The organism is Chroococcidiopsis sp. [FACHB-1243], assembly GCF_014696895.1.
Lineage (GTDB): Bacteria > Cyanobacteriota > Cyanobacteriia > Cyanobacteriales > Chroococcidiopsidaceae > Chroococcidiopsis.
In genome coordinates, this window is record NZ_JACJQX010000036.1 from 1 (window position 1) to 21,357 (window position 21,357).

17 protein-coding genes, 1 tRNA gene and 1 pseudogene are annotated in these 21,357 nt (G+C 46.3%); 9 read left to right on the forward strand and 10 right to left on the reverse strand.

What is annotated here, in order from left to right; genetic code table 11:
- The first annotated feature begins 135 nt into the window (after nt 1-135).
- Entirely contained in the window at nt 136-492 is a 357-nt protein-coding gene (locus H6G17_RS23600) for a helix-turn-helix domain-containing protein (protein ID WP_192161045.1), read from the forward strand.
- Nucleotides 493-540: 48 nt separating this feature from the next.
- On the opposite strand, the gene H6G17_RS23605 is transcribed toward H6G17_RS23600, so the two are convergent.
- The 3 genes from H6G17_RS23605 to cbiD form a co-directional block, all read right to left on the reverse strand.
- Nucleotides 541-804: a hypothetical protein gene (locus H6G17_RS23605; RefSeq protein ID WP_192161046.1), complete on the reverse strand. Its 264-nt coding sequence runs from the start codon at nt 802-804 to the stop codon at nt 541-543.
- Between the two features lie 9 nt (nt 805-813).
- Complete coding sequence (gene guaA, locus H6G17_RS23610; protein ID WP_192161094.1) at nt 814-2,403, reverse strand: glutamine-hydrolyzing GMP synthase; 1,590 nt, start codon at nt 2,401-2,403, stop codon at nt 814-816.
- 158 nt (nt 2,404-2,561) lie between these two features.
- Complete coding sequence (cbiD, locus tag H6G17_RS23615) at nt 2,562-3,779, reverse strand: cobalt-precorrin-5B (C(1))-methyltransferase CbiD (RefSeq protein WP_192161047.1); 1,218 nt, start codon at nt 3,777-3,779, stop codon at nt 2,562-2,564.
- A gap of 119 nt (nt 3,780-3,898) precedes the next feature.
- Between cbiD and H6G17_RS23620 the strand changes: the two genes are divergently transcribed.
- Nucleotides 3,899-5,314, forward strand: a complete 1,416-nt coding sequence (locus tag H6G17_RS23620) for a glycosyltransferase family 2 protein (RefSeq protein WP_192161048.1) — start codon at nt 3,899-3,901, stop codon at nt 5,312-5,314.
- A 62-nt stretch (nt 5,315-5,376) separates the two neighbouring features.
- Here the strand turns inward: H6G17_RS23620 and H6G17_RS23625 are convergent, their stop codons facing one another.
- Complete coding sequence (locus tag H6G17_RS23625; protein ID WP_192161049.1) at nt 5,377-7,494, reverse strand: DNA polymerase III subunit gamma/tau; 2,118 nt, start codon at nt 7,492-7,494, stop codon at nt 5,377-5,379.
- A gap of 251 nt (nt 7,495-7,745) precedes the next feature.
- The gene (locus tag H6G17_RS23630; RefSeq protein ID WP_192161050.1) at nt 7,746-9,812 is read right to left on the reverse strand and encodes a thioredoxin domain-containing protein; all 2,067 of its coding nucleotides are present in this window, start codon (nt 9,810-9,812) and stop codon (nt 7,746-7,748) included.
- Nucleotides 9,813-10,010: 198 nt separating this feature from the next.
- Here H6G17_RS23630 and clpP point away from each other — a divergent pair.
- Nucleotides 10,011-10,631: pseudogene (gene clpP / locus H6G17_RS23635) on the forward strand (ATP-dependent Clp endopeptidase proteolytic subunit ClpP); the annotation flags it as partial.
- 32 nt (nt 10,632-10,663) lie between these two features.
- Here clpP and H6G17_RS23640 read toward each other — a convergent pair.
- Complete coding sequence (locus H6G17_RS23640) at nt 10,664-11,605, reverse strand: hypothetical protein (protein ID WP_192161052.1); 942 nt, start codon at nt 11,603-11,605, stop codon at nt 10,664-10,666.
- A gap of 666 nt (nt 11,606-12,271) precedes the next feature.
- On the opposite strand from H6G17_RS23640, the gene H6G17_RS23645 reads away from it, so the two are divergent.
- The 3 genes from H6G17_RS23645 to H6G17_RS23655 all read left to right on the forward strand — a co-directional run bounded on the left by H6G17_RS23645 (nt 12,272) and on the right by H6G17_RS23655 (nt 16,200).
- Complete coding sequence (locus H6G17_RS23645) at nt 12,272-14,596, forward strand: ribonuclease R family protein (protein WP_192161053.1); 2,325 nt, start codon at nt 12,272-12,274, stop codon at nt 14,594-14,596.
- Nucleotides 14,586-15,200, forward strand: a complete 615-nt coding sequence (locus H6G17_RS23650; RefSeq protein ID WP_192161054.1) for a flavin prenyltransferase UbiX — start codon at nt 14,586-14,588, stop codon at nt 15,198-15,200. Before H6G17_RS23645 ends, H6G17_RS23650 begins: the two co-directional genes overlap by 11 nt.
- 121 nt (nt 15,201-15,321) lie before the next feature.
- Nucleotides 15,322-16,200: a LapA family protein gene (locus tag H6G17_RS23655; protein WP_192161055.1), complete on the forward strand. Its 879-nt coding sequence runs from the start codon at nt 15,322-15,324 to the stop codon at nt 16,198-16,200.
- Nucleotides 16,201-16,217: 17 nt separating this feature from the next.
- Here the strand turns inward: H6G17_RS23655 and H6G17_RS23660 are convergent, their stop codons facing one another.
- The 3 genes from H6G17_RS23660 to H6G17_RS23670 form a co-directional block, all read right to left on the reverse strand.
- Complete coding sequence (locus tag H6G17_RS23660; RefSeq protein WP_015156802.1) at nt 16,218-16,442, reverse strand: hypothetical protein; 225 nt, start codon at nt 16,440-16,442, stop codon at nt 16,218-16,220.
- Between the two features lie 289 nt (nt 16,443-16,731).
- Nucleotides 16,732-17,037 carry a hypothetical protein gene (locus H6G17_RS23665; protein WP_192161056.1) on the reverse strand — a complete coding sequence of 102 codons (306 nt, stop codon included), beginning with the start codon at nt 17,035-17,037 and terminating at the stop codon, nt 16,732-16,734.
- 37 nt (nt 17,038-17,074) lie between these two features.
- Nucleotides 17,075-17,983 carry an alpha/beta hydrolase gene (locus H6G17_RS23670; RefSeq protein WP_192161057.1) on the reverse strand — a complete coding sequence of 303 codons (909 nt, stop codon included), beginning with the start codon at nt 17,981-17,983 and terminating at the stop codon, nt 17,075-17,077.
- A 360-nt stretch (nt 17,984-18,343) separates the two neighbouring features.
- On the opposite strand from H6G17_RS23670, the gene H6G17_RS23675 reads away from it, so the two are divergent.
- From H6G17_RS23675 to fba, 3 genes are all read left to right on the forward strand, one after another.
- Nucleotides 18,344-18,871, forward strand: coding sequence for a GNAT family N-acetyltransferase (locus tag H6G17_RS23675; protein WP_015156799.1), 528 nt, complete (start codon nt 18,344-18,346; stop codon nt 18,869-18,871).
- A gap of 145 nt (nt 18,872-19,016) precedes the next feature.
- Nucleotides 19,017-19,088: transfer RNA gene (locus tag H6G17_RS23680), tRNA-Lys, on the forward strand.
- A 228-nt stretch (nt 19,089-19,316) separates the two neighbouring features.
- On the forward strand, nt 19,317-20,396 hold the full coding sequence (fba, locus tag H6G17_RS23685) for a class II fructose-bisphosphate aldolase (protein ID WP_192161058.1): 1,080 nt from the start codon (nt 19,317-19,319) through the stop codon (nt 20,394-20,396).
- A gap of 95 nt (nt 20,397-20,491) precedes the next feature.
- Here the strand turns inward: fba and H6G17_RS23690 are convergent, their stop codons facing one another.
- Nucleotides 20,492-21,304 (reverse strand): carbon-nitrogen hydrolase family protein, encoded by an 813-nt coding sequence (locus H6G17_RS23690; protein ID WP_192161059.1) that lies wholly within the window; start codon nt 21,302-21,304, stop codon nt 20,492-20,494.
- Nucleotides 21,305-21,357: the final 53 nt, after the last annotated feature.

A 21,357-nucleotide genomic window follows, 5' to 3' on the forward strand; every position in this document is an offset into this window, starting at 1 on the left:
GAGAAAGAGGAAACTATAGTACCAGGCGTGTTAAATTTCACTCGAATCAGTCTAATTAATTTTTTGTTACATACTTGTAAATTTTCCTGTCTACTTACTTAGTAGTATCAAAAATTATCCTGTCCGAGGCATTCTATGCAAAGCAGACAGTACAATTGTCGCTACGGTTGCTCTGTAGAAGCAACATTAGATGTGATTGGTGGTCGATGGAAAGGCGTGATCTTGTTTCATCTGATGGAGGGAACGAAGCGATTCAACGAACTTCAGCGTTTAGTAGAAGGCTGCACTCAAAGAATGTTGACTTTGCAGTTACGCGAATTAGAAAAAGATGGTGTGGTTAAGCGTACCGTTTATGCTGAAGTGCCACCGAAAGTAGAATACTCTTTAACCGAATTCGGTCGCAGTTTAGAACCCATTTTACTGATGATGCGCGATTGGGGCGATCGCTATGTGAGTCAGTTGATAGAACAAAAGCAATCGCGTGAAGAGTAGCAGGGTGACAATGACCACCCTACTACTAAGGCTGCCATAAATTACGATTTAGGAAACAAAACCAAAAATTTTAGCAAACCCTCCTAAAATTGCCAGAACTAGTCCAATTACCACTCCTCGATTGATAAACTCCTGGGTGTCAACTCGCTTGGCAATACCGTCTATTTTTTCATCCAAGACCCGAATTTCGCCTTTGAGTCCTGCTTCCACTCTGACTAGATTTGTTTTGATATCGCTAACATCTTCGGAAATTTTGTTAATTTTGGTTTCCAGTCTAGTCAAGATTTCTTTGAGATCAAACTCTATATTCACAACCTCTTCCTATTCCCACTCGATGGTTCCAGGTGGCTTAGAAGTAATATCGTAAACAACGCGATTTACTCCCTTAACTTCATTCACGATCCGATTAGAAATTAATTCCAACAAATCGTAAGGAACCCTTGCCCAATCTGCTGTCATCCCATCTTCGCTAGTAACCAGACGTAGGACAATTGGGTAAGCATAAGTACGCTGATCGCCCATGACGCCAACGCTACGAATTGGTAAAAGAACCGCAAAGGCTTGCCATACGTCATTGTATAAACCCTGCCGATTGATCTCTTGACGGACGATCAGATCTGCATCGCGAAGAATTTCCAACCGTTCGGCTGTGACTTCACCAATAATCCGAATTGCTAAGCCAGGACCAGGGAATGGCTGGCGCTGAACGATTTCCTCTGGTAAACCGATCGCCCGTCCGACTTTACGTACTTCGTCTTTGAAGAGTTTGCGGAGGGGTTCGACGAGTTTGAATCTCAAGTCTTTGGGTAAACCACCGACGTTATGATGGCTCTTGATCTTCACCGCGACACGTTCGCCTGTTTTGGGATCGACGTTAGTATCGGCAGATTCGATCACGTCTGGGTAAAGCGTCCCTTGAGCGAGATAGTCGAAGGGTCCGAGGCGCTTGGAACTTTCTTCAAACGTGCTGATAAATTCATGTCCGATCCGACGGCGTTTTTCTTCGGGATCGGTAACACCTGCGATCGCAGCTAAAAAGCGATCGCTAGCATTAACATACTCTACCGGAATGTGAAACTGTTCTCGAAACAACTTCACCAACCGTTCCGGTTCGTGCTTGCGCATAAAGCCTTGATCGATGAATACACAAGTTAGTTTGTCACCGATCGCCCGATGTAAGAGAAAAGCTAGGGTAGAAGAATCTACACCACCCGAAAGTGCCAACAACACTCGCTTATCACCGACTTTCGCCCGTACTTCCCGCACTGACTCTTCAACAAAAGCCGCTGTCGTCCAAGTTGGTTCGCAGTCGCAAATGTGGTAGACAAAATTGCGGATCAATGCTATTCCACCGATTGAGTGGACGACTTCTGGATGGAACTGCACGCCGTAAAGTTTTGTATTGTGTGCGGCGATCGCCGCACAGCTAGTATTTTCTGTATGGGCGAGAATTTCAAATCCTTCCGGTAGCTTGACGCACGAATCCCCGTGGCTCATCCACATGGTCGTCCCATCTTCTACGTTGGTCAGCAAGTCCGTGGGATCGTCTATACGCAAGGCTGCTTTACCATACTCTCCCCGTTCGGCGCGAACGACTTGCCCGCCTAACTGATTTACCATCAGCTGCATTCCATAGCACACGCCAAGGATAGGGATACCCAAATGCCAAATTGCGGGATCGCACTGCGGAGCACCTTTGTCATACACGGAATTGGGTCCCCCTGAGAGGATAATTCCTTTAGGATTGAGTAGGCGCAGTTGTTCGGCGGTGGTGCGATAGGAGATCACTTCAGAATAAACTTGAGTCTCGCGAATCCGACGGGCAATCAATTCCGAATATTGAGAGCCGAAGTCAAGAATCACGATCGTTTGCCGAGCTAGCCGCCTGAGTGACGTATCTTGTGGCGGCATTTCTGTTTGTATTGTCACTGCTGGAAGTCCTGCTGGATGAGAAAGGTTGCTCTAAGAGATGAAGCTCTCGATGACAAATTTAAAAAATATATCCCTATCTAAAGAGGGATACTAAAACTGTATTTATTGCTATCTTTAAAATGTTTATTCTTATTAAGTTAACACAAGTGATCCAGGATGGTAGTAGCAGTTTCGCTTTTGACTAAAATTTGCCGATCGCGGTCAAACAGAACTGTACCAACACTAACTTGGCGATCGCTGTGATTGTAGATATACTTCTGAGAACGTCGATCGATTTCTAAGGCGATCGTTTCATAAACTCGACTTACCCAGTCGCTGTTTTCTCTTACATCTAATTCCCGTAAATATTTCAGCGCGGCTTCCGCTGTAGGACAAGCAAAAATTGCCTGAAAAACGTTTATCGGTAAGCCTAAATTGGCACAATGCGCCGTCAGGATCTCGCGCCGTCCGTCCGCAAGGTGGTGGTGCGTGTGAAAAATCCCGCCTGCGAGTTTCAGCAGCTTACCGTGATAGCCGAACAACAAAATTTCTTTGACTCCCTGCAATCCCGCTTCAACTAGCAGAGAACCCAGCCAATTTGCGGTTTTAACTAACCGTTCGCGATCGATCCCCAGTTGAGGTGCTAAGTCTAGACCATTTTCTCCCACACAGAAAACCAAACTTTCAAACTGTCGTGCTTTTGTTTGTAATTGTTCGCGACAGACATCTAACTGTCCTGGGGCGCTCAAAGGTTGAGAGATTCCTGTCGTCCCCAGCAAAGAGAGTCCATCTACCACGCCAAAAGCAGCATTGGAAGTACGCTCTGCGAGTTTTCTGCCTTCTGGGAGGATAATCGTAACTTGAATCGTTTCTCCCGGGGCGAGCGATCGCTCTAAGTTGGCGTACAGCAATCTTTGGGCATAGGCGTAAATTGCAGGTCGATCTCCTGTATCTACAATTCGTCCAATTCCTTCCCCACCGTTGATGATGATATTTTGCGGGTGCGTGGTAGTTGGTAGTTGGTAATTGGTAATTGGTAGTTGGTAGTTGGTGTTGTCTCCCTTGTCTCCCCCCTCTCCCTTGTCTCCCTTGTCTCCCCCAGCTCTCTTCTCCCCGACTCCCAATTCAACTAATGCCCAAATCGGGGTATTTCGCGTGATGTCCAAATTATCTCCTGGATCGCTACGGGTGATTGCTAAAGCGACTCCTGGCTTGAGTTCGGCTACTTGTTCGATCGCAATTTCGACAATTTCAGGTGGTTCGAGCAAATCGATTGAAACGCGATCGAGCGATCGCCCGTGTTTGATCTGCTGTAAAGCTGCTACAGCCGCAGCACAAGCGAATACTGGTAACGTGTATCCAGAGCGGGGTGACATGGGTTGGAAGTCGGGGATAAGAGGTGAAATGCCGAGATGGGTATAAATGTCAGATACAATAAGACTGCAAAGCCACTGATGGCGCAAACAATTACTGGTGTTCGATCGAGTAGTGACCTATGCCAGCCAATTCATGGTCTGAAAATGATTCATATGACGAACTAGACGCACTGAGCGCTTTCTTGTCAGACCTGTCAGATGCAGAAGAATCTGTAGAAACGTTGCCAGCAACGTCGCTGCCATCTCTGTTCCAAGGTCGCAGGCGCAAAGCCGCAGTTGTTTTAGTTACGATCTGGAGCAGTACTATTGCCCTGCATTTAGTTTCTTGGGGAGCATGGTTTGTACTTGGTCTAACTACGTTGTTTGGGATTCATGCCCTGCGGATAGTTTTAGCTCGACCGCGCCAGCAGGCAGAATTAGTTAGTGATGAAGCACTGGCAACGGCTCCTTTTATTTCCCTGCTTGTGGCAGCCAAGAACGAAGAGGCAGTAATCGGCAATCTTGTCAAGATACTTTGCAATCAAGATTATCCAAATGACAAGTACGAAGTTTGGGTGATAGACGATGATAGCACCGACAACACGCCAAAAATACTATCACAACTGGAACAGGAATACGACTGCTTGAGAGTATTGCATCGCCAGACTGGAGCAACTGGTGGCAAGTCAGGAGCGCTAAATCAAGTCTTGCCGCTGACTAAAGGTGAAATTTTAGCAGTATTTGATGCTGATGCTCGAATTGCTCCCGACCTACTCAAACAAGTTCTACCTCTGTTTGCAAAAAAAAAGGTAGGAGCCGTACAGGTACGCAAGGCGATCGCCAATGCCAGCGAAAATTTCTGGACGCTGGGACAGCAAGCTGAAATGGCTTTGGATGCCTACGTACAGCAGCAACGACTTGCAGTTGGCGGACTGGGGGAACTACGAGGGAACGGTCAATTCGTCCGTCGTGCAGCTTTGCAGCGCTGCGGTGGCTGGAATGAGGAGACAATCACCGATGACCTCGATTTGACATTCCGCTTGCACCTAGATCGGTGGGAAATTGAGTTTTTACCTTATCCAGTAGTAGAGGAAGAAGGTGTAACGACAGCACTTGCCCTATGGCATCAGCGTAATCGTTGGGCAGAAGGCGGCTATCAGCGTTACCTAGACTACTGGCGACCGATCCTGAGCAACCGCATGGGAACTCAAAAAACCTTTGACATGTTCATGTATCTGCTAATTCAGTACTTATTACCCGCTGCCCAGGTTCCCGATTTGTTTATGGCGATCGCCCGTAATCGTTTGCCCGTGTTTAGTCCCCTGACAGGTTTAGCCATGTCAATGTCTATGTTGTGGATGTATCAAGGGCTAAAGCGGTTCCATCCAGATGGAAAGCTGCGTTTATCAACGCTGTTGATGCTGCTACTTCAAACCATGCGCGGTACTATTTATATGTTTCACTGGTTAGTGGTGATGCCCAGTATCACTGCAAGAATGTCCGTTCGCCCCAAACGATTGAAATGGGTTAAAACTGTTCATCAGGGTAAGAGTTAGGATTTGGTAATAGGTAATTGGTAATTGGTAATTGGTTGTCTTTCCACGCACCACTCACCACACTAAAAATCAAGATCGGAGTCTTCGGCAGTATCACTATCTTCCCACTCTGGAACAGTGGCAGATGAGATACTGCTGATGTCTGTAGATGAAGTAAATTCTGTACTGTCACCGATCGCCTCACCATTGAAAGATTTAGCAAAGCGTTGAACTACAATATCGAACTCGCTAATTTCTAGTTGTCCGACTGGAGTGGAAGTCGTGGGAGTCACCGGATCTCCAGTTGCGGCTGCTGAGAGCGGTGTTTTCGCAGAGCCATCCTGAAAGGCGGTTGCTGATTGGGGGTTTGAGACTGGAGCAGCTGGCTGAGCCATACTTATTCCAGTTGTATGCTCGATCGCAGGAGCAGTGCCATTCGTATTATTGTTTTTCGTTTCAAGTGCGCTGCTATTAGCTGGGGCAATCTTAGCCACAGCCAAGGTTGCCTCGCGAACTTCCTTCGGCATCGCGGCTAATTCTAGCTGTACCTGAACTTCTTGTCCGAATGCCGAGAGAAAAGCAGCTTTAATATTTGGCACGTAAGCCTTAGCGCGATCGCGCCAAGCTGGAGATTTCATGCCAATCCGAGCAATACCAGCGTCAAATTGAATCAATCGTCCCATTTGCTTGAGCAATGCTTGAGTCGAGTGCGGTTGCAAGCAAGCCAGCACTTGCAGCCAAACTTCCTCATTAGAAGAATTCGGAGTTTGGAATTCGGAATTCGGAATTGAAGATTCTTGAGTGCTTGTAGTTGGTAGTTGGTAGCTGGTAGTTAGTGGTTGGTGGTGGTTGGCTGTTGGTTGATGGTTAGTTGGTGGTTGTTGATTGAAGGTTGACGGTTGGTGGTTGATGGTTGGTGGTTGATGGTTGGTGGTTGGCTGCTGGTGGTTGGTTGTTGGCTGTTGGCTGCTGGTGGTTGGCTGTTGGTTAATGCTTGATGATTGTTGCGTGGTGGATGACTTAATTGTGAATTGTGAATTGTGAATTGTGAATTCTCCCGCAGCTCCCTCAGCTCTCTTTCCCCTGCTCCCTGCTCCCTGCTCCCTAGGTGAAGCAGATGGCAACAATCCCAATAAGCTGACTTCTAGCCATAAGCGGGGCTGGGTTGTATTTTTGATTTGGGCTTCACTTTTAGCTAAGTGCTGTTGTCCTACCAAGATATTAGAAATATCCCAAGCTTTAGCTTGCATGCAAAGCGCATCCCATGTTGCAGGAGTAACGGCGATGAGATCGTTACGGTTGGGAGCGGTTTTAGCCACAAGTAAATCGCGATAGAAACCTGCCAAGTTTTGCAGCAGCGTTAACGGTTCCCTACCCCGATCCATAATTCGACGCACGGCATCGAGTAATGCTTCTGGTTGGTTCTGGGCGATCGCCTGTAAAATTTCTAGCAAGTCTGGCTCGGCAACAGAACCGACTAAATCCCAAATTCGCTCTACAGTCACGACTCCAGCTAATAAGCTCAACTGATCGAGTAAACTTTCGGCATCCCGTAACCCCCCCTGCGCAAAGGATGCAATTAAATGTATGGCTTCTGGGGTAATTTCAATGCTTTCTTTAGCTGCGATCGTGCTTAAATGCCCTATCATCGCGTCTAGCGGAATGCGGCGGAAATCAAACCTTTGGCAGCGCGAAATAATTGTTGGTAATACCCGTTGGGGATCGGTGGTAGCTAGGACAAATACGACATGTGCTGGCGGCTCCTCCAATGTCTTTAGTAGGGCATTAAACGCCGCCGTACTGAGCATGTGGCATTCGTCGATTGCGTACACTTTGTAACGACACTGAACGGGGGCAAATTGGGCGCGTTCGATCAGTTCTCTGACATTATCTACCCCCGTGTTACTAGCAGCATCGATTTCAATCACATCTAGAGTCGCACCTTTAGCAACTCCTTGACACACGACACAGACACCACAGGGTTGAGCCGTTGGTTTGTGGCTATTGAGGCAGTTCAGCGATTTTGCTAAAATCCGAGCGCTAGAAGTTTTTCCCGTCCCCCTCGGACCCGTAAATAAATAGGCAGGGGCGATTTTCTGTCGCTCGATCGCATGAGTTAATGTAGTCGCGATCGCCTCTTGACCTACCAAATCGGCAAAAGTCTGGGGACGATATTTATGGTGTAGCGGCTCGTAAGACATTGATTTGAAACTCTTCCCTACCACTGGGTGCATAGTACTAATGCACTATTTGGAACCCCATCTATAGTATGGCAGAGGAAGTATATCTCCTAAAGAAACGATATTATATTCTATTAAGCTGGACGATTAGAAATCGCGTCTATACAAGCAAAACCCGCAGATGCGGGTTATGTAAATCCTCGACTTTACTATTAGTTCGCCCAGGCGGACTTGATTTGTGTGGTTCCGCGAATTTCATTCGCCCCATTTTCCTAAATTCCCCTCATCTGACTTTGTTGAATTTGTTCGAGCATTTTTTCTAAACTCTGGGCAGGTGCAAGACAAGTCAAACCTTTACAGACTAGACCAACACTGGAATCTGGTAGGTTATCTGCTTGGGTCAGCACGGCAGCAGGAAGATACTGTGTTAAAAATGTCTCAATTTGCTGTTGTGAAGTCCGAATCGTCGTACAGTGAGAATACCAATCAAAAGCAGTGAATAGACTGGGGCAAGCTTGTGGGTGTTGGTGCATGGCACTGCTAAAAGCCTGTAACCCTTGTTCGGCGCGATCGAGATAAGTTAGATCTTCCGTCAGTAGAGCTAACCGCACGAGATTGGCGATCGCCACTCCATTCGCCGCCGGAGTCGCATTATCCGTATAGCTGCGTTCTCTAACAATTAACTCCTGACTCGCATCTTTAGCGGTATTGAAATAACCGCCTAGTTCCACACTCCACAGAAATTCATCAAATTCTGTTTGAACTGCGATCGCTTTTTCCAACCAATGTAGAGACGTTACATGTGATGCCTGATATAAATCCAATAATGATTTAATAAATTGGGCATAATCTTCCGACTGCGCCATCACAGCAGCTTTACCGTCATAATTGAGGCGATGAAACCGCCCATCTACCCACTGATTCTCCAAAATGAAATTTGCTGCACGAACAGCCAAGTCTAAATAATCAGCTTGTTGGAATACGACAGCAGCTCTTGCTAAACCTGAAATCATCAGACTATTCCAGGCAACAATCATTTTGGTATCGGTGACAGCCGGAATTCTCCCCGCCCAGGTTTGAGTTTTTGCTTCCTGGTTATTCCTAGCTGGGGGAAAGGTATCTAATGCTTCAACTATAGAGCCATAACGCACTTGAAATAGTTTTTTCAAAGCTGTTTCTACCGTCTTGCTTAATTCTCTAGTTTGACGGCGTTGTAAAACATTTTTGCCTTCAAAATTGCCTTGGGAAGTGACAGTAAATTCTGCTTGCAATGCAGTTAATTCTTTTGGAGTCAGGATGTTTTCTAACTCGCTGTAACTCCAAACGTAAAACACTCCTTCCTCTGGCTCTGCCTCTTTTGGATGCGTGAAACTATCAGCATCTTGAGCAGCATAAAAATAACCTTCAGGAGCCGTCATTTCTCGCTGCAACCATTTTACACTCAGCGCGATCGCCCTTTCAAAAGCTGGTTCTCGTACTCCCGCACTCCACAAATTTGCTAAATACTCGACAATTTGCCCGTTATCGTAGAGCATTTTTTCAAAGTGGGGGACTGTCCAAGTCGGATCGACAGTGTAGCGATGGAAACCACCCCCTACGTGGTCGTAAATTCCTCCCATAACTAAATCGACACCACGCTGAGTACAAGATTCTGGAAGATTGTAGCGAAAATTATCTTTCCAGACAGGATAGAAACGCCACCCCCGTAAAGCTAAGTCAGCATAAGGAATCATAGGAAACTTAGTTCCGTAGTCGCCACCTGTAATAATTCCCGTACTGGTTTCAATTCCTTGACGCAGTAATGCTGAATTTAATGGCTGGGTATTGGGGAGAATAGCAGCTTGCTGGATAGCTTCGAGAATTGCTTCCTGGCGCGATCGCAGATCCTGTTTTTCGGTATCGTAATAACGGCGCAGCGCTTGCAGAACCTGTAAAAATCCTGGTCTACCGTATCGCGGTTCTAAGGGAAAATAAGTTCCACCATAAAATGGAACTAAATCTTCTGGCGCGAGAAAGATATTCAAAGGCCAACCCCCTTGACCAGTCATCATCTGCAAGGCTTGCATATAGATACTGTCAATATCGGGACGTTCTTCTCGATCTACCTTAATTGGCAAAAAGTTAGCATTTAAATATTCCGCTACAGCAAGATCGGAAAAAGCTTCTCCCTCCATGACCGTACACCAATGACAGCTAGAATAACCAATCGACAGAAAGATTGGCTTATTTTCTGCTTTTGCCTTTGCCAAAGCCTCATCACACCAAAACCACCAGGCAATCGGGTTTTCGGCGTGCTTGCGGAGATAGAGGCTTTGAGTTTGAGCCAGACGATTAGTCATGGTTAAATTGTGGTTGCCTTCACTGCCAGTCTATCGAAAAGGAGCGAGGAGTGAGGGGACAAGGGAGGGAAGAGAGAGTTGCCCATCTGAGGGAAAAATAACCGTCTTCACGTAGTGTAGCGGGGCGTTTACTGTCAACTACCAATGACCAATGACCAATGACCAATAACAAATAGATAAAATGAAGAAAACTCACAACAGACTAACCGAATGATTCCTATTGTTATCGAACAATCTGGACGCGGGGAACGCGCTTTTGATATCTACTCTCGCTTGCTGCGGGAACGGATTATCTTTCTAGGACAAGCCATTGATTCTAACTTGGCTAATTTGATTGTTGCCCAGTTGTTGTATTTGGATGCTGAGGATGGCGAGAAAGACATCTATCTCTATATCAACTCTCCTGGTGGCTCGGTGACGGCGGGAATGGGTATTTTTGATACGATGAAGCACATTCGCCCCGATGTTTGTACTATATGTACGGGATTAGCAGCCAGTATGGGGGCTTTTCTACTTAGTGCTGGCATGAAAGGAAAGCGCATGAGCCTGCCAAATTCGCGCATCATGATCCATCAACCTCTCGGTGGCGCACAGGGACAAGCCACTGATATTGAAATTCAAGCTAAAGAAATTTTGTACCACAAGCGGAGGTTGAACGAGCATTTAGCCGAACATACAGGTCAACCGCTAGAAAGGATCGAGCAAGATACAGAGCGAGATTTCTTTATGTCGCCCCAAGAAGCGATGGATTATGGTTTGATCGATCAAGTTATCGACAAGAAAGCTGTTGGTAGACGACCGATGGCGGCGGTTGGCTAGATTGTTTTGTAGAAACGCGCAGTTGCGCGTTTCTAGCTTACACCAATGCGATCGCGCTCGGTTTGCAAATAGTCCAAAAATCCCTGTAATTCCCGCTCGGTCAATTGATGCCGCTTATTCTTGCTATATTTTGCTTGCAGGTATTTAGGACCTTCTTTAGCATCCCATCCAAGTTCCTGTAGCTCTTTGACGGCTTGAGTTGTTTGACTATATAACTCCAAATAGCGATTGAAGTCCCGTGCTTGTAGGGCTGTTAACTCGTAGCGCGACCCTTTACCGTAGTTAGTTTCCAAACATTCGCGTTCGTCGTTTGCCTTCAGCTTTGCTTCCTTCAGTTTGACCTCAATCTTCTGTAATTCCGTAGCTAAGTCCGCAGATGATTGAGTTTCTTCTATTGTTGTATCATCTGCGATCGCTAGAGATTCATTAGAGGACAAATCTGCGCTTTCATAATTGTCTTTGGATAAAGGCGATTTACTGCCACTAGCAGCGAATAAGTCAGCAGCAAAATCTCCGCCAAAAATATCTGTTTCCAGTGGTGGTTCGGAATTGGTGGCTAATGATGATTTACTTTTGCCTCTACCACCAGTAGTGATGGAAGTCGATTTTTGTTCTTTTGTAGGGGGTTCTAATTCTGGCGTGTAGCTAAAATCTAACTGCGATTCAGCAGGAGTAGGAGGACTAGAAGAATTGCTGGGTTCAGATAGAGATGCAGCTGGTTGCGCCACAGGTATTTCTGGTGGCGTAGATAATGCAGGCATTGTTTGATTTTTTGGGGCAATTGGGGCGAGAAAATCGTGGTTGAAACAAGCGATCGCTCTTTCTCTCGCCTTATCTTCTGCTGCTTCCAGCGTTTCTGCTGTTGTCATCCCAGTAGCACGAACAATACCATCAACCTGTACCGCTACCCGCACGACAAACTTACCCTGATAAATTGTCAATAACTCTGAAATTAAGCTTTTGTCATTTGTCATTTGTTATTCGTCATTCGTTGTTTGTCAGGAGCTAGGAGTCAGAATGAGAAGAATATATCGAAATTCTCCCTTGTCTCCCTTGTCTCCCTTGTCTCCCTTGTCCCAAAACACTCTAGCCCCTAGCCCCTTTCCTATATGTCGCTTGTTTCCTAAAATAGAATGGGGATAGCCAATTTTAGTAGATGGCGTACTGCTTACTCAAATGTTACCGACTTTTTGAAGAGAGTGTAACAAAACTGAGTAAATGGTATTTCAACTCAATCGGGCAAATCCTACTGCATCACAAGTGTTACAACTTTTGACACTTCAATCCTCGTTGTCTCACTGCCTAGCTGCGATTTATTTGTGGCTATATATCTGTTGGTGAGAGGCGACCGACTCGCACGCAGCATTACTACATCCGTTGTGTAGAGTATAGACCTTGATGATGCAACCCTCTCGCCTTTCCTAGTAACAAAGGTTATTTTGGGAGTTGGGTGAGATACTGCTGTTAGAAGTCCCAACTGTTTCACCCTACCAAAGCCAAAGTTGCGCCCAGTGGTAAAGATCTGGCTAATGGTAGAGATAAAAGGAAAAAGCGTATTTTCCACAGGCAGGAAGAGATAGCTAACTGCCTAACCCAGACAACAAGAAGTATGATATTTTGACCGGAGGTCGGCTCGCTACATGGAGTTTTCAATCGCTACACTACTAGGTAATTTCACAAGTGATAAATTAGTTGCAGCAAAAGCCCTAGAAAAAAAACTAGATTATCAAGACGAAAGAAGTATTCAGAGGTTATTTATTGCCCTAGACGTACTGGAAAAAATCGGCGTTTTGGTTAAGGAACACGGTAAGTATCGTCGGGTAAGAGAAGAAGGAACAATTGAGGCTAAACTTCGTTGTTCTAGTAAAGGTTTTTGCTTTGCAATTCAAGAAGCCGAGGGAGCAGAAGATATTTACATTCGCGAAAGTCATCTAAGTAATGCTTGGAATGGCGATCGCGTTTTAGTGAAACTGACGAAAGAAGGTAGCCGTCGTCGCAGTCCCGAAGGCGAAGTCCAACTCATTTTAGAACGGGCAAATCAAAGTCTGTTAGCAAGAATCAAGCAAACAGATACTAATTTTAGAGCTGTTCCTCTAGACGATCGCCTCCTATTTGAAATCGAACTGCAACCCGACAGTCACGACTTAGCACAAGCGATTGACTATTTGGTACACGTAGAAATCCTCCGCTATCCCATTGCCCAATATCCTCCTTTAGGCAGAGTGGTACAAGTTTTAGGCAGCGATGCCGAAGCCGCCTCAGATGTAGAGTTGGTGTCGTGCAAGCACAACCTACCCCGTGCCTTTTCCTCATCCGTGCTTGAAGCAGCGGTCGAATTACCAGCTCAAATTAGCCGCAAAGAATTCAAAACCAGAAGCGATCTGCGTCCGCTCCTCACCTTAAGTTTCCGAGAGTCAGCGGACGATACGACCTATGTTGAAAATGCTTTTACTTTGGAAAAAACGACGACGGGACAGTGGCAATTAGGCGTTCATACTGCCGATCTTGCCTACTTTATCGATCCAGATACGCCTTTAGATCGTGAAGGGTTGAAACGTTCCAGTAGCGTTTACCTGGGAGAAAAAATTCTGCCTTTATTCCCCGATGCGGTGGCGCAACGGAGTGCATTCGAGCCAGAAAGCGATCGCCGTGCCATTTCCGTTCTGCTGACTTTGGATGCAGCAACCGGACAAATCGTGGAGTTTGAAATTCAACCGAGCGCAATCCAAGTCGATTACCAATTCGATGCTGAAGTTGTAGAGAATATTCTAAGCGATCGCGCCGCAGAACTAGGACTACCAGCCGCAGTGGTAGAAAAAGTAGGGCAGCTAGCAGTATTAAGCAAAGCCTTGCAAGAGCAAAGACAAGCTAGAGGTAGCTTTGCCCTCAACTTACCATCCCGTCAGTACTCCTACTACGACGAAGGCAGGTTAGGAGTTCTGACTCAAGGAGAACCCAAACTCTCCGAATTGGTCACTGAGTTGCTTTTATTAGCAAATCAAGTTGTTGCCGAGCATCTAAACGCTTTGGGCGTGCCTGCGATTTATCGCATTCAACCGCCTCCCGATGTCGAAGACGTGCAAGAAACAATCAAGCTAGCAGCTAACTTAGGAGTAGAGCTGGGCTTAGATCGAGAAGATGCCGTCCATGCAGGAGACTACCAAGAATTTACCGAGCAGTTTGCGCGATCGCCCCAAGCAGAACAAGTCTTGACTTATTTGTTACGGGATACACTGAAGCCGAGTGCCTACAGCAGTAAATTCCAACCATACTTTAGCTTAGCTCTACCTGGCTACACCCACTCTCACGCTCCCTTGCGGCGGTTTGCCGATCTAATAGTTCAGCGAGTCTTACATACAATATTCGAGCAAGGGCGCGATCGCCGGACTACACGGGCAAAAGACAGCATAAATTTACGTCATAGCTCCTCTCATGGCAAAATTGGCTGGAACGTCTTACCTCCAGAAACGCAGCAGGAGCTAGAAGTTTATATTGCAGGTGCGATCGCGCAGTTGAACGAGCGAGACAAGGAAGTTCAGGAAGCCGAAGACGATTTAGTTGGGTTACAAAAAGCTCAACTGATGAAACAGCGCATCGGCGACGTGTTTGAAGGCATTATTACCGGAGTCCAGTCCTACGGCTTTTTTGTGGAAATTGAAGTTTCCGACACTAAAGGCAGAACGTTGCGAGTCGAAGGTTTAGTCCACGTCAGTTCTCTCAAAGATGACTGGTACGAGTATCGCGGCAGACAACAAGCTTTATTTGGACGGAAAAACCGTGCTGCATATCGTTTAGGCGATCGCGTTTCCGTGCAAGTCAAGAGCGTAGACTACTACCGCCAGCAAATCGACCTAGTGACAGTTAATGGCGATCGAATGCCTAGTGGCGATCGGCTAGACGACACCTCACCCCTAGATAACGACTTGAGCGACGACTCAGACACGTATTTTGACGATGAGGAATAATCTACCGCTGATCCTGGGTGTCAGCGGGGCATCGGGATTAATTTATGCCGTGCGAGCGGTGAAATATCTCTTGGAGGCAGACTACGAGATCGAGCTAGTTGCCTCCAAATCAGCCTACATGGTTTGGCAGGCGGAACAAAATATTCGGATGCCTGTAGAACCTTTGCAACAAGAACAATTTTGGCGACAGCAGGCAAGGGTCGAATCTCTAGGAAAACTCCGCTGCCATCCTTGGGGAGATGTAGGCGCTAACATTGCCAGTGGCTCGTTTCGTACGCTAGGAATGATAGTCATGCCTTGTAGTATGAGTACGGTAGCAAAGCTTGCCAATGGTTTGAGTTCCGACTTGCTCGAACGCGCTGCTGATGTCCAGTTGAAAGAAGGGCGCAAGCTGATTGTCGTGCCTAGAGAAACCCCCTTTAGTCTGATTCACCTCCGCAACCTCACCACGCTAGCAGAGGCAGGCGCTAGAATTGTGCCAGCAATCCCTGCTTGGTATCACAATCCAAAAACTGTCGAGGACTTAGTGGATTTTGTCGTTGCCCGTACCTTAGATCAACTCGATATCGACTGCATTCCACTCGAACGATGGCAAGGACGATAATAGGGAGTAGGGATTCGGGTCGTAGGGAGTAGGGAAGTTAAAAGTTAAATGTCAAAATTAACTGCTTCCTTGTCTTCCTTGTCCCCTTGTCTTCCTAGTCCCCTTGTCTCCCCTCAAAATTATGGCTGCCATCCGCTTCTTTCTTTTATTGATATTACTGGGAGGTCTGACGGTACTGCTGGTGCAAAACTGGACACCAGTACTGTCTTTGGTATTTTTAGGCGGACAAACTCAGGCATTACCTCTGTCAATCTGGATTTTGTTTAGCGTTGCTGCTGGTGCAATCACCTCGATATTCATTGCCAGTTGTTTTCAGCTCGCTAGCTATTTTGCCCAACCGAGAGCGAAAAAGCAGCGCCGCCGAACCGCAAAAACTTCGACTCGGTTTGCTACAGAAGAGAAAAATCCTAACAAAACGCCAGACCCTCCTAAAACAAATACCTACAGCTATACTGCTAGTTCCCCACGACAAACTCAAACATCCGTGCAGGAATCGGACGGATGGGACACTACAGCTAATGACGATTGGAACTTTACTGAAGACACAGAACCCACCACGCCAGATCCCGATCGCCAAGAGTATACCGATCGCGCTGTTGCGGACAGAAAACGCAGTAGCAACCTTGATGATGACTGGGATTACGTTCCTCAAGACACTCAACGTCAACCCCAAGAGCGGCAAAAAAACTATGCTAGCGATGAGACCAATCGCCCAACTAGCAATGATGCTAACGAACTTAATGAACCCAAAAGTAGCGATCGCTCTGCTTCTGTTTACTCCTATAGCGCTCGCGAACCAAAAAATTCAGGTATAGGTAGAACCGAATCAGTTTATGATGCCGAGTACCGCGTTCTTACCCCACCTTACAAACAACAAAACACGTCTTCGCCACCACCCAGTAACCGCCCTCAAAATAACGATGATGATGATTGGGGATTTGTGGATGACGAAGACTGGAAAGTGGATAACGAGAACGATTCGCCCCGTTCAGAAAAATAATTTAGCGCCAGACTGAGTTACGTCCGTGATGCGATCGCTACGCTCAAGTGCCTTCGCTTTAGCCGCTCCCGCGATTCCTGTCTAACCCTGCCTTGCATAGCGGCTTCCTGCAATCGCATGAAAGCCAGAAAATCTTCTTGTCCGTAGTGATGTGACATCAGATAACGCAATTTCTCTTCAGCTTCCAGTGTCAGATATCCAGTTTTAATTGCCTGGAGAGCTAGGTCGCGAATTTCAGCCATATTCAACTCCTCATGCACCACAATCGGGAAGCTTACTTCCCAGTTATCAATCCTAAACTTTACAAGTCTACATATAGTTTCGGTTAACTTTAAAGAAAATTTTATACTATGTTGCGTTCTCTTATGGTAGTCATACCAACATTATACTCTCAAAGCTTACTACTAAATCTCTTTAAGTAGTTGAATTTATAGTTACAAAGTAATAGAAGTCGATAGTCGATCGTTAGTTGTCAGTGACTAGCAGCTAGTATCAATGACTTGAAGAATCTAGTCACCTGATACCTAGTCACTAGACATTTAAGTTGTCTCCTTTGTCCTCTTCTAACTGCCAGTTTGCCAACAACTGTTGTATTCTCAGCCGTTCGATATAAGGCCAACCGCCCGTAGTTTCAACGTCTTTTAGTAAAGCGTAAAGTGCTTGACGATTATCTGGCAAAGATTCTTGAAATAAGCCATCTCGAATTTCCCGATGCAATTGCTCTAACTGTCGCAGTAAGGCTAAAAGAGCGAGATTATCTCCCCGACACTTATCGGCTAAACTCAAGACGATAATAGCAATTTGCTGTAACTCTGACTCTTCTAGCTGCCAATTCATGCTGTTTTGGAAGGGGTGAGGACTAAAGGGGTGAGGACTATTTGTACTGCGTCACTATAGCTCGAATTTGCTCGGCGACCATATCTGTTTGTTCTAACATTGCCAAATGTCCGCATTCAGGAATTTCGATCGCATTTTCGCCACAGGCTTGAAACAAGGGGTGAAAACTGGCGAGATGGCGGACGTATTTTGGTTCCATAATCTTGTCTTTATCTCCTGCCAAAAAATAAACTGGTTGTTGGAGCTGTGACACGATCTGTGGTAAGCGATTAATTTCAGTCTCCGTAGTAGAGTCTAGAAGCGCTCCTAGCGCTGCTTCTGGATGAGCGATCGCCAGATCGACAATGCGCTGACGACCCCACGAGCGGGCGATCGCCCTGGCGACATTTGCCCGCGTCATCCATAAATCGACTAACGGTAATAAAGGCAACCAACGGGGACGAAGTTTCACCAGATGAGTCCCAACGGCGCGAAATTGCTCGAAAGATTCCTTCAGATAAATTCCGCCACCAGCATTCACGCAAATGACCCCCTGTACAGACTGGGGCATTTGCTGAGCCGTCCAGAGCGCGATCGTCCCGCCAAGGGAGTGACCGATCAACCAAGCGCTGGAAATGTTAAGTTCCTGCAATAAACATTTCAAATCGCGAGCATAAGCAGTGGGTGAATAGGGAGAATTATCTTCTTTTTTAGCATTGGAGCCATTTAACGCCAGATCCCGAGTATCTGCTTCAGCCTTATCTTGAGAAGAAATGGCGTGAGATTGACCAAAGCCACGCAAATCGTAAGATAAACATTGATAGTCTACTGCCAGCCTTTCAATCAGAGGTTGCCAGTAGGCACGGCTGAGGAGCCAACCGTGAACGAATACCAAAGCATGGGGAAAAGTCGTCGGTGCAGTCAACTCGTAAACGTGACGCACTCCCGCAATCTCTATGGTTGCCATGCTTCTATCCTAGCCTTAACGCTACCTCAGCAGTTGTAGAGTTTATCTTTACTTCTTTCTTTTGACAGAACGCTTGCCCTAGAAGTTTCCTTCTTGCCACTTGCCGCTTGCCTCTTACCCCTAATTCCTTTAAGGTGCTAAAGTTAAAAATGGCTGGTTATGAGTAAGCTAGTTGTACTTCAACTCTAATTCTGTGTCTCTCACACTAGGGCATTCATTTGGCAACCAAACTGCCGCTTGAATCGGGTGGTGGGAAAGTAGACCTTAGAACTTGGGTAAGAACAGCGAAACTAGAAAAACTAGAAGTATCATACTAGTTCGTGTCGTCAATATCGTTTCTATCTCATAAATTGCATTGGCATGGGTTTTTGGAAAGGCTGGTTTAGCGGTTCTGAAACTGCTACCGGAACCAAGACAGCGCCAGTAGAGGAGGAAGCCGTCGAATCTATGGGCTTTTCTGCTCTAAATGGTGAAAGTATTGTTTTTAGCACCGATCGCAACATCGACCTTTACGAGTTGGAAGAACTTTGCGATGCTGTCGGTTGGGCGCGTCGTCCTCTCCGTAAGGTCAAAAAAGCGATTCAGCACAGCTTTCTCGTCGTGTCGATGTGGCAAGTACGAGGAACTCAGCGAAGGCTAATTGGATTTGCCCGTGCTACTTCAGATCATGCCTTCAACGCTACTATTTGGGATGTCGTCGTGCATCCTAGCTTTCAGGGAAAGGGACTAGGTAAGGCATTGATGAAATACGCAATTAAAAAACTTCGTGCTGAGGACATCAGCAACATTACTCTGTTTGCCGACCCTCATGTGGTAGATTTTTATCGGGGCATGGGTTTTATGACCGATCCGGAAGGGATTAAGGGGATGTTTTGGTATCCCAATTAGCTAGGGAAGGGAGCAGAGAGCAGGGAGTAGGGAGCAGGGGAGAAAATTGTTTCTTGCAACTGGCGCGAAATGCAGTGACTTTGACTAAGTGCTTGCACAAATCCAGGAACTTCTGGTAAACTAGTAAAGTTGCAAAAATGCAAAAGGGTCGCTAACTCAACGGTAGAGTACTCGGCTTTTAACCGAATAGTTCTGGGTTCGAATCCCAGGCGACCCATATTTTTAACTCGATATGTTCGTCTAGCGTTCAAGTAACAGTAAACGCCGGACAAATTGGCTTCGGCTCCAAGGTAGCAATAAAGCGATCGTGGTGAAGGTATCCCAGCACCTTACCTCATCTCTAAATCTAAGTCTCTAGTAATGATCTGAAATTTATCTTAAGATTAGCGTAATAAACACGCTTGTTCAAAGCAACTAGCTGATAACAAAACTAGGAGGACATTGTATGGCGCTCGTACCAATGCGGCTGATGTTGGATCACGCGGCAGAGAATGGATACGGCATTCCAGCTTTCAACGTGAATAACATGGAGCAGATCCAAGCAATCATGCAGGCTGCTAAAGAAACAGACAGCCCCGTGATTCTACAAGCCTCTCGTGGCGCTCGTAAGTATGCAGGTGAAAATTTCCTGCGTCACCTAATTTTGGCAGCAGTAGAAACTTATCCTTATATTCCTATTGCCATGCATCAAGATCATGGTAACGAGCCTGCTACTTGCTATTCAGCAATCAAAAATGGCTTTACCAGCGTCATGATGGATGGTTCTCTAGAAGCTGATGCTAAATCCCCAGCTAGCTACGAATACAATGTCAACGTTACCCGCGAAGTTGTAAAAGTAGCTCACGCTCTAGGCGTTAGCGTAGAAGGCGAACTCGGTTGCTTGGGTTCTTTAGAAACTGGCATGGGTGAAGCTGAAGACGGACATGGTTTTGAGGGTAAATTGTCCCAGGATCAATTGTTAACAGATCCAGATCAAGCAGTTGATTTCGTAGAGCAAACTCAAGTAGATGCTTTGGCAGTGGCAATTGGAACCAGCCACGGCGCTTACAAGTTTACCCGCAAGCCAACAGGCGAAATTTTGGCGATTAGCCGCATTGAAGAAATCCACCGTCGTTTGCCAAACACTCACTTGGTCATGCACGGTTCTTCCTCAGTACCCGAAGACTTACTGGCTCTAATCAACCAGTACGGCGGAAAAATTCCCGAAACCTACGGCGTGCCAGTTGAAGAGATTCAAAAAGGGATCAAGAGTGGAGTACGGAAGGTAAATATCGATACCGACAACCGCTTGGCAATCACTGCTGCGGTACGGGAAGCTCTAGCTCAAGATGCTAAGGAATTTGACCCCCGCCACTTCCTGAAGCCTTCCATCAAGTACATGCAAAAAGTCTGTGCCGATCGCTATCAGCAATTTAGCGCTGCTGGCAACGCTAGCAAGATCAAGCAAATTTCTACCGATGATTTTGCTGCTAAGTATGCTAAAGGCGAATTAAACGCTATCACCAAAAAGACTGCAACCGTGTAATTCAACACAGCGTTGCCAGACAAGCGTAGGGTGGGCAATGCCCACCTTACATTTTTGGTTTTGTCGTTTGCAAATGACTAATGACTAATGACTAATTAAACAAATACCCGATGCTGTAACGAAGGCATTTGGCGGCGGACTTGTTCGAGACGAACGGGATTAATTTCCGCGATCGCCACGCCTGGGCGATCGCCTGCATCGGCTAAAATAACCCCCCAAGGATCGACAATCATTGCATGTCCGTGAGACTGACGTAGGGCGTAATGTTTCCCTGTCTGCGCGGGGGCAAGAATATAACAAGTATTTTCAATTGCTCTAGCTTGTAACAAGATTTGCCAATGGTCTTTACCAGTGTATGCCGTAAAAGCTGCTGGGATAAACATTACATCGGCTCCCTTGTATGCTAAGTGGCGGTAGAGTTCGGGAAAGCGGACATCGTAGCAAATGGAAAGCCCTAGATGACCCAATTCTGTAGAGGGATAAACCACTGGTAACTGCGTTCCAGCCTGTACGGTACTGGATTCGCAGTAAGTATTGCCATCGGGTAAGTTGACATCAAATAAGTGTACCTTTTGATAGCAGGCGAGTTCTTCCCCACTTGGTCCAATCAGTAAGGCTGTATTGTAAACTTTGCGATCGTCAACTGGTACGGGAAACCCGCCACCGAGAATTGTTACCTGAAACCGTTGCGCGACAGTTCGGAGAAATTTTTCGCTTTTCGAGGCGATCGCTGCTGCTTGGGCAATTTTATCCTCTTCCCGTCCTAAATAAGAGAAGTTTTCCGGCAAGGTGACCAACTCCGCGCCTTGACGGACGGCAAGTTCGATTAATTCTTCAGCCTGTACCAAATTTTTCTCTAGGTCAGGCACGCTAGTCATTTGAACGGCAGCAGCGAGATAAGACTTCATGTATATTCCGATAAGACAATCTGAAGTAGATTATTAAAAATATATCCTTCAAT

What these genes read in the sequence shown, in the direction of transcription:
- H6G17_RS23640 (WP_192161052.1), bottom strand. Translation starts at nt 11,605, where the DNA reads ATGACAAATGACAAAAGCTTAATTTCAGAGTTATTGACAATTTATCAG.
- H6G17_RS23660 (WP_015156802.1), bottom strand. Translation starts at nt 16,442, where the DNA reads ATGGCTGAAATTCGCGACCTAGCTCTCCAGGCAATTAAAACTGGATAT.
- fba (WP_192161058.1), top strand. Translation starts at nt 19,317, where the DNA reads ATGGCGCTCGTACCAATGCGGCTGATGTTGGATCACGCGGCAGAGAAT.
- H6G17_RS23675 (WP_015156799.1), top strand. Translation starts at nt 18,344, where the DNA reads ATGGGTTTTTGGAAAGGCTGGTTTAGCGGTTCTGAAACTGCTACCGGA.
- H6G17_RS23650 (WP_192161054.1), top strand. Translation starts at nt 14,586, where the DNA reads ATGAGGAATAATCTACCGCTGATCCTGGGTGTCAGCGGGGCATCGGGA.
- H6G17_RS23670 (WP_192161057.1), bottom strand. Translation starts at nt 17,983, where the DNA reads ATGGCAACCATAGAGATTGCGGGAGTGCGTCACGTTTACGAGTTGACT.
- H6G17_RS23620 (WP_192161048.1), top strand. Translation starts at nt 3,899, where the DNA reads ATGCCAGCCAATTCATGGTCTGAAAATGATTCATATGACGAACTAGAC.
- H6G17_RS23630 (WP_192161050.1), bottom strand. Translation starts at nt 9,812, where the DNA reads ATGACTAATCGTCTGGCTCAAACTCAAAGCCTCTATCTCCGCAAGCAC.
- H6G17_RS23645 (WP_192161053.1), top strand. Translation starts at nt 12,272, where the DNA reads ATGGAGTTTTCAATCGCTACACTACTAGGTAATTTCACAAGTGATAAA.
- H6G17_RS23690 (WP_192161059.1), bottom strand. Translation starts at nt 21,304, where the DNA reads ATGAAGTCTTATCTCGCTGCTGCCGTTCAAATGACTAGCGTGCCTGAC.
- H6G17_RS23665 (WP_192161056.1), bottom strand. Translation starts at nt 17,037, where the DNA reads ATGAATTGGCAGCTAGAAGAGTCAGAGTTACAGCAAATTGCTATTATC.
- H6G17_RS23625 (WP_192161049.1), bottom strand. Translation starts at nt 7,494, where the DNA reads ATGTCTTACGAGCCGCTACACCATAAATATCGTCCCCAGACTTTTGCC.
- guaA (WP_192161094.1), bottom strand. Translation starts at nt 2,403, where the DNA reads ATGCCGCCACAAGATACGTCACTCAGGCGGCTAGCTCGGCAAACGATC.
- H6G17_RS23655 (WP_192161055.1), top strand. Translation starts at nt 15,322, where the DNA reads ATGGCTGCCATCCGCTTCTTTCTTTTATTGATATTACTGGGAGGTCTG.
- cbiD (WP_192161047.1), bottom strand. Translation starts at nt 3,779, where the DNA reads ATGTCACCCCGCTCTGGATACACGTTACCAGTATTCGCTTGTGCTGCG.
- H6G17_RS23600 (WP_192161045.1), top strand. Translation starts at nt 136, where the DNA reads ATGCAAAGCAGACAGTACAATTGTCGCTACGGTTGCTCTGTAGAAGCA.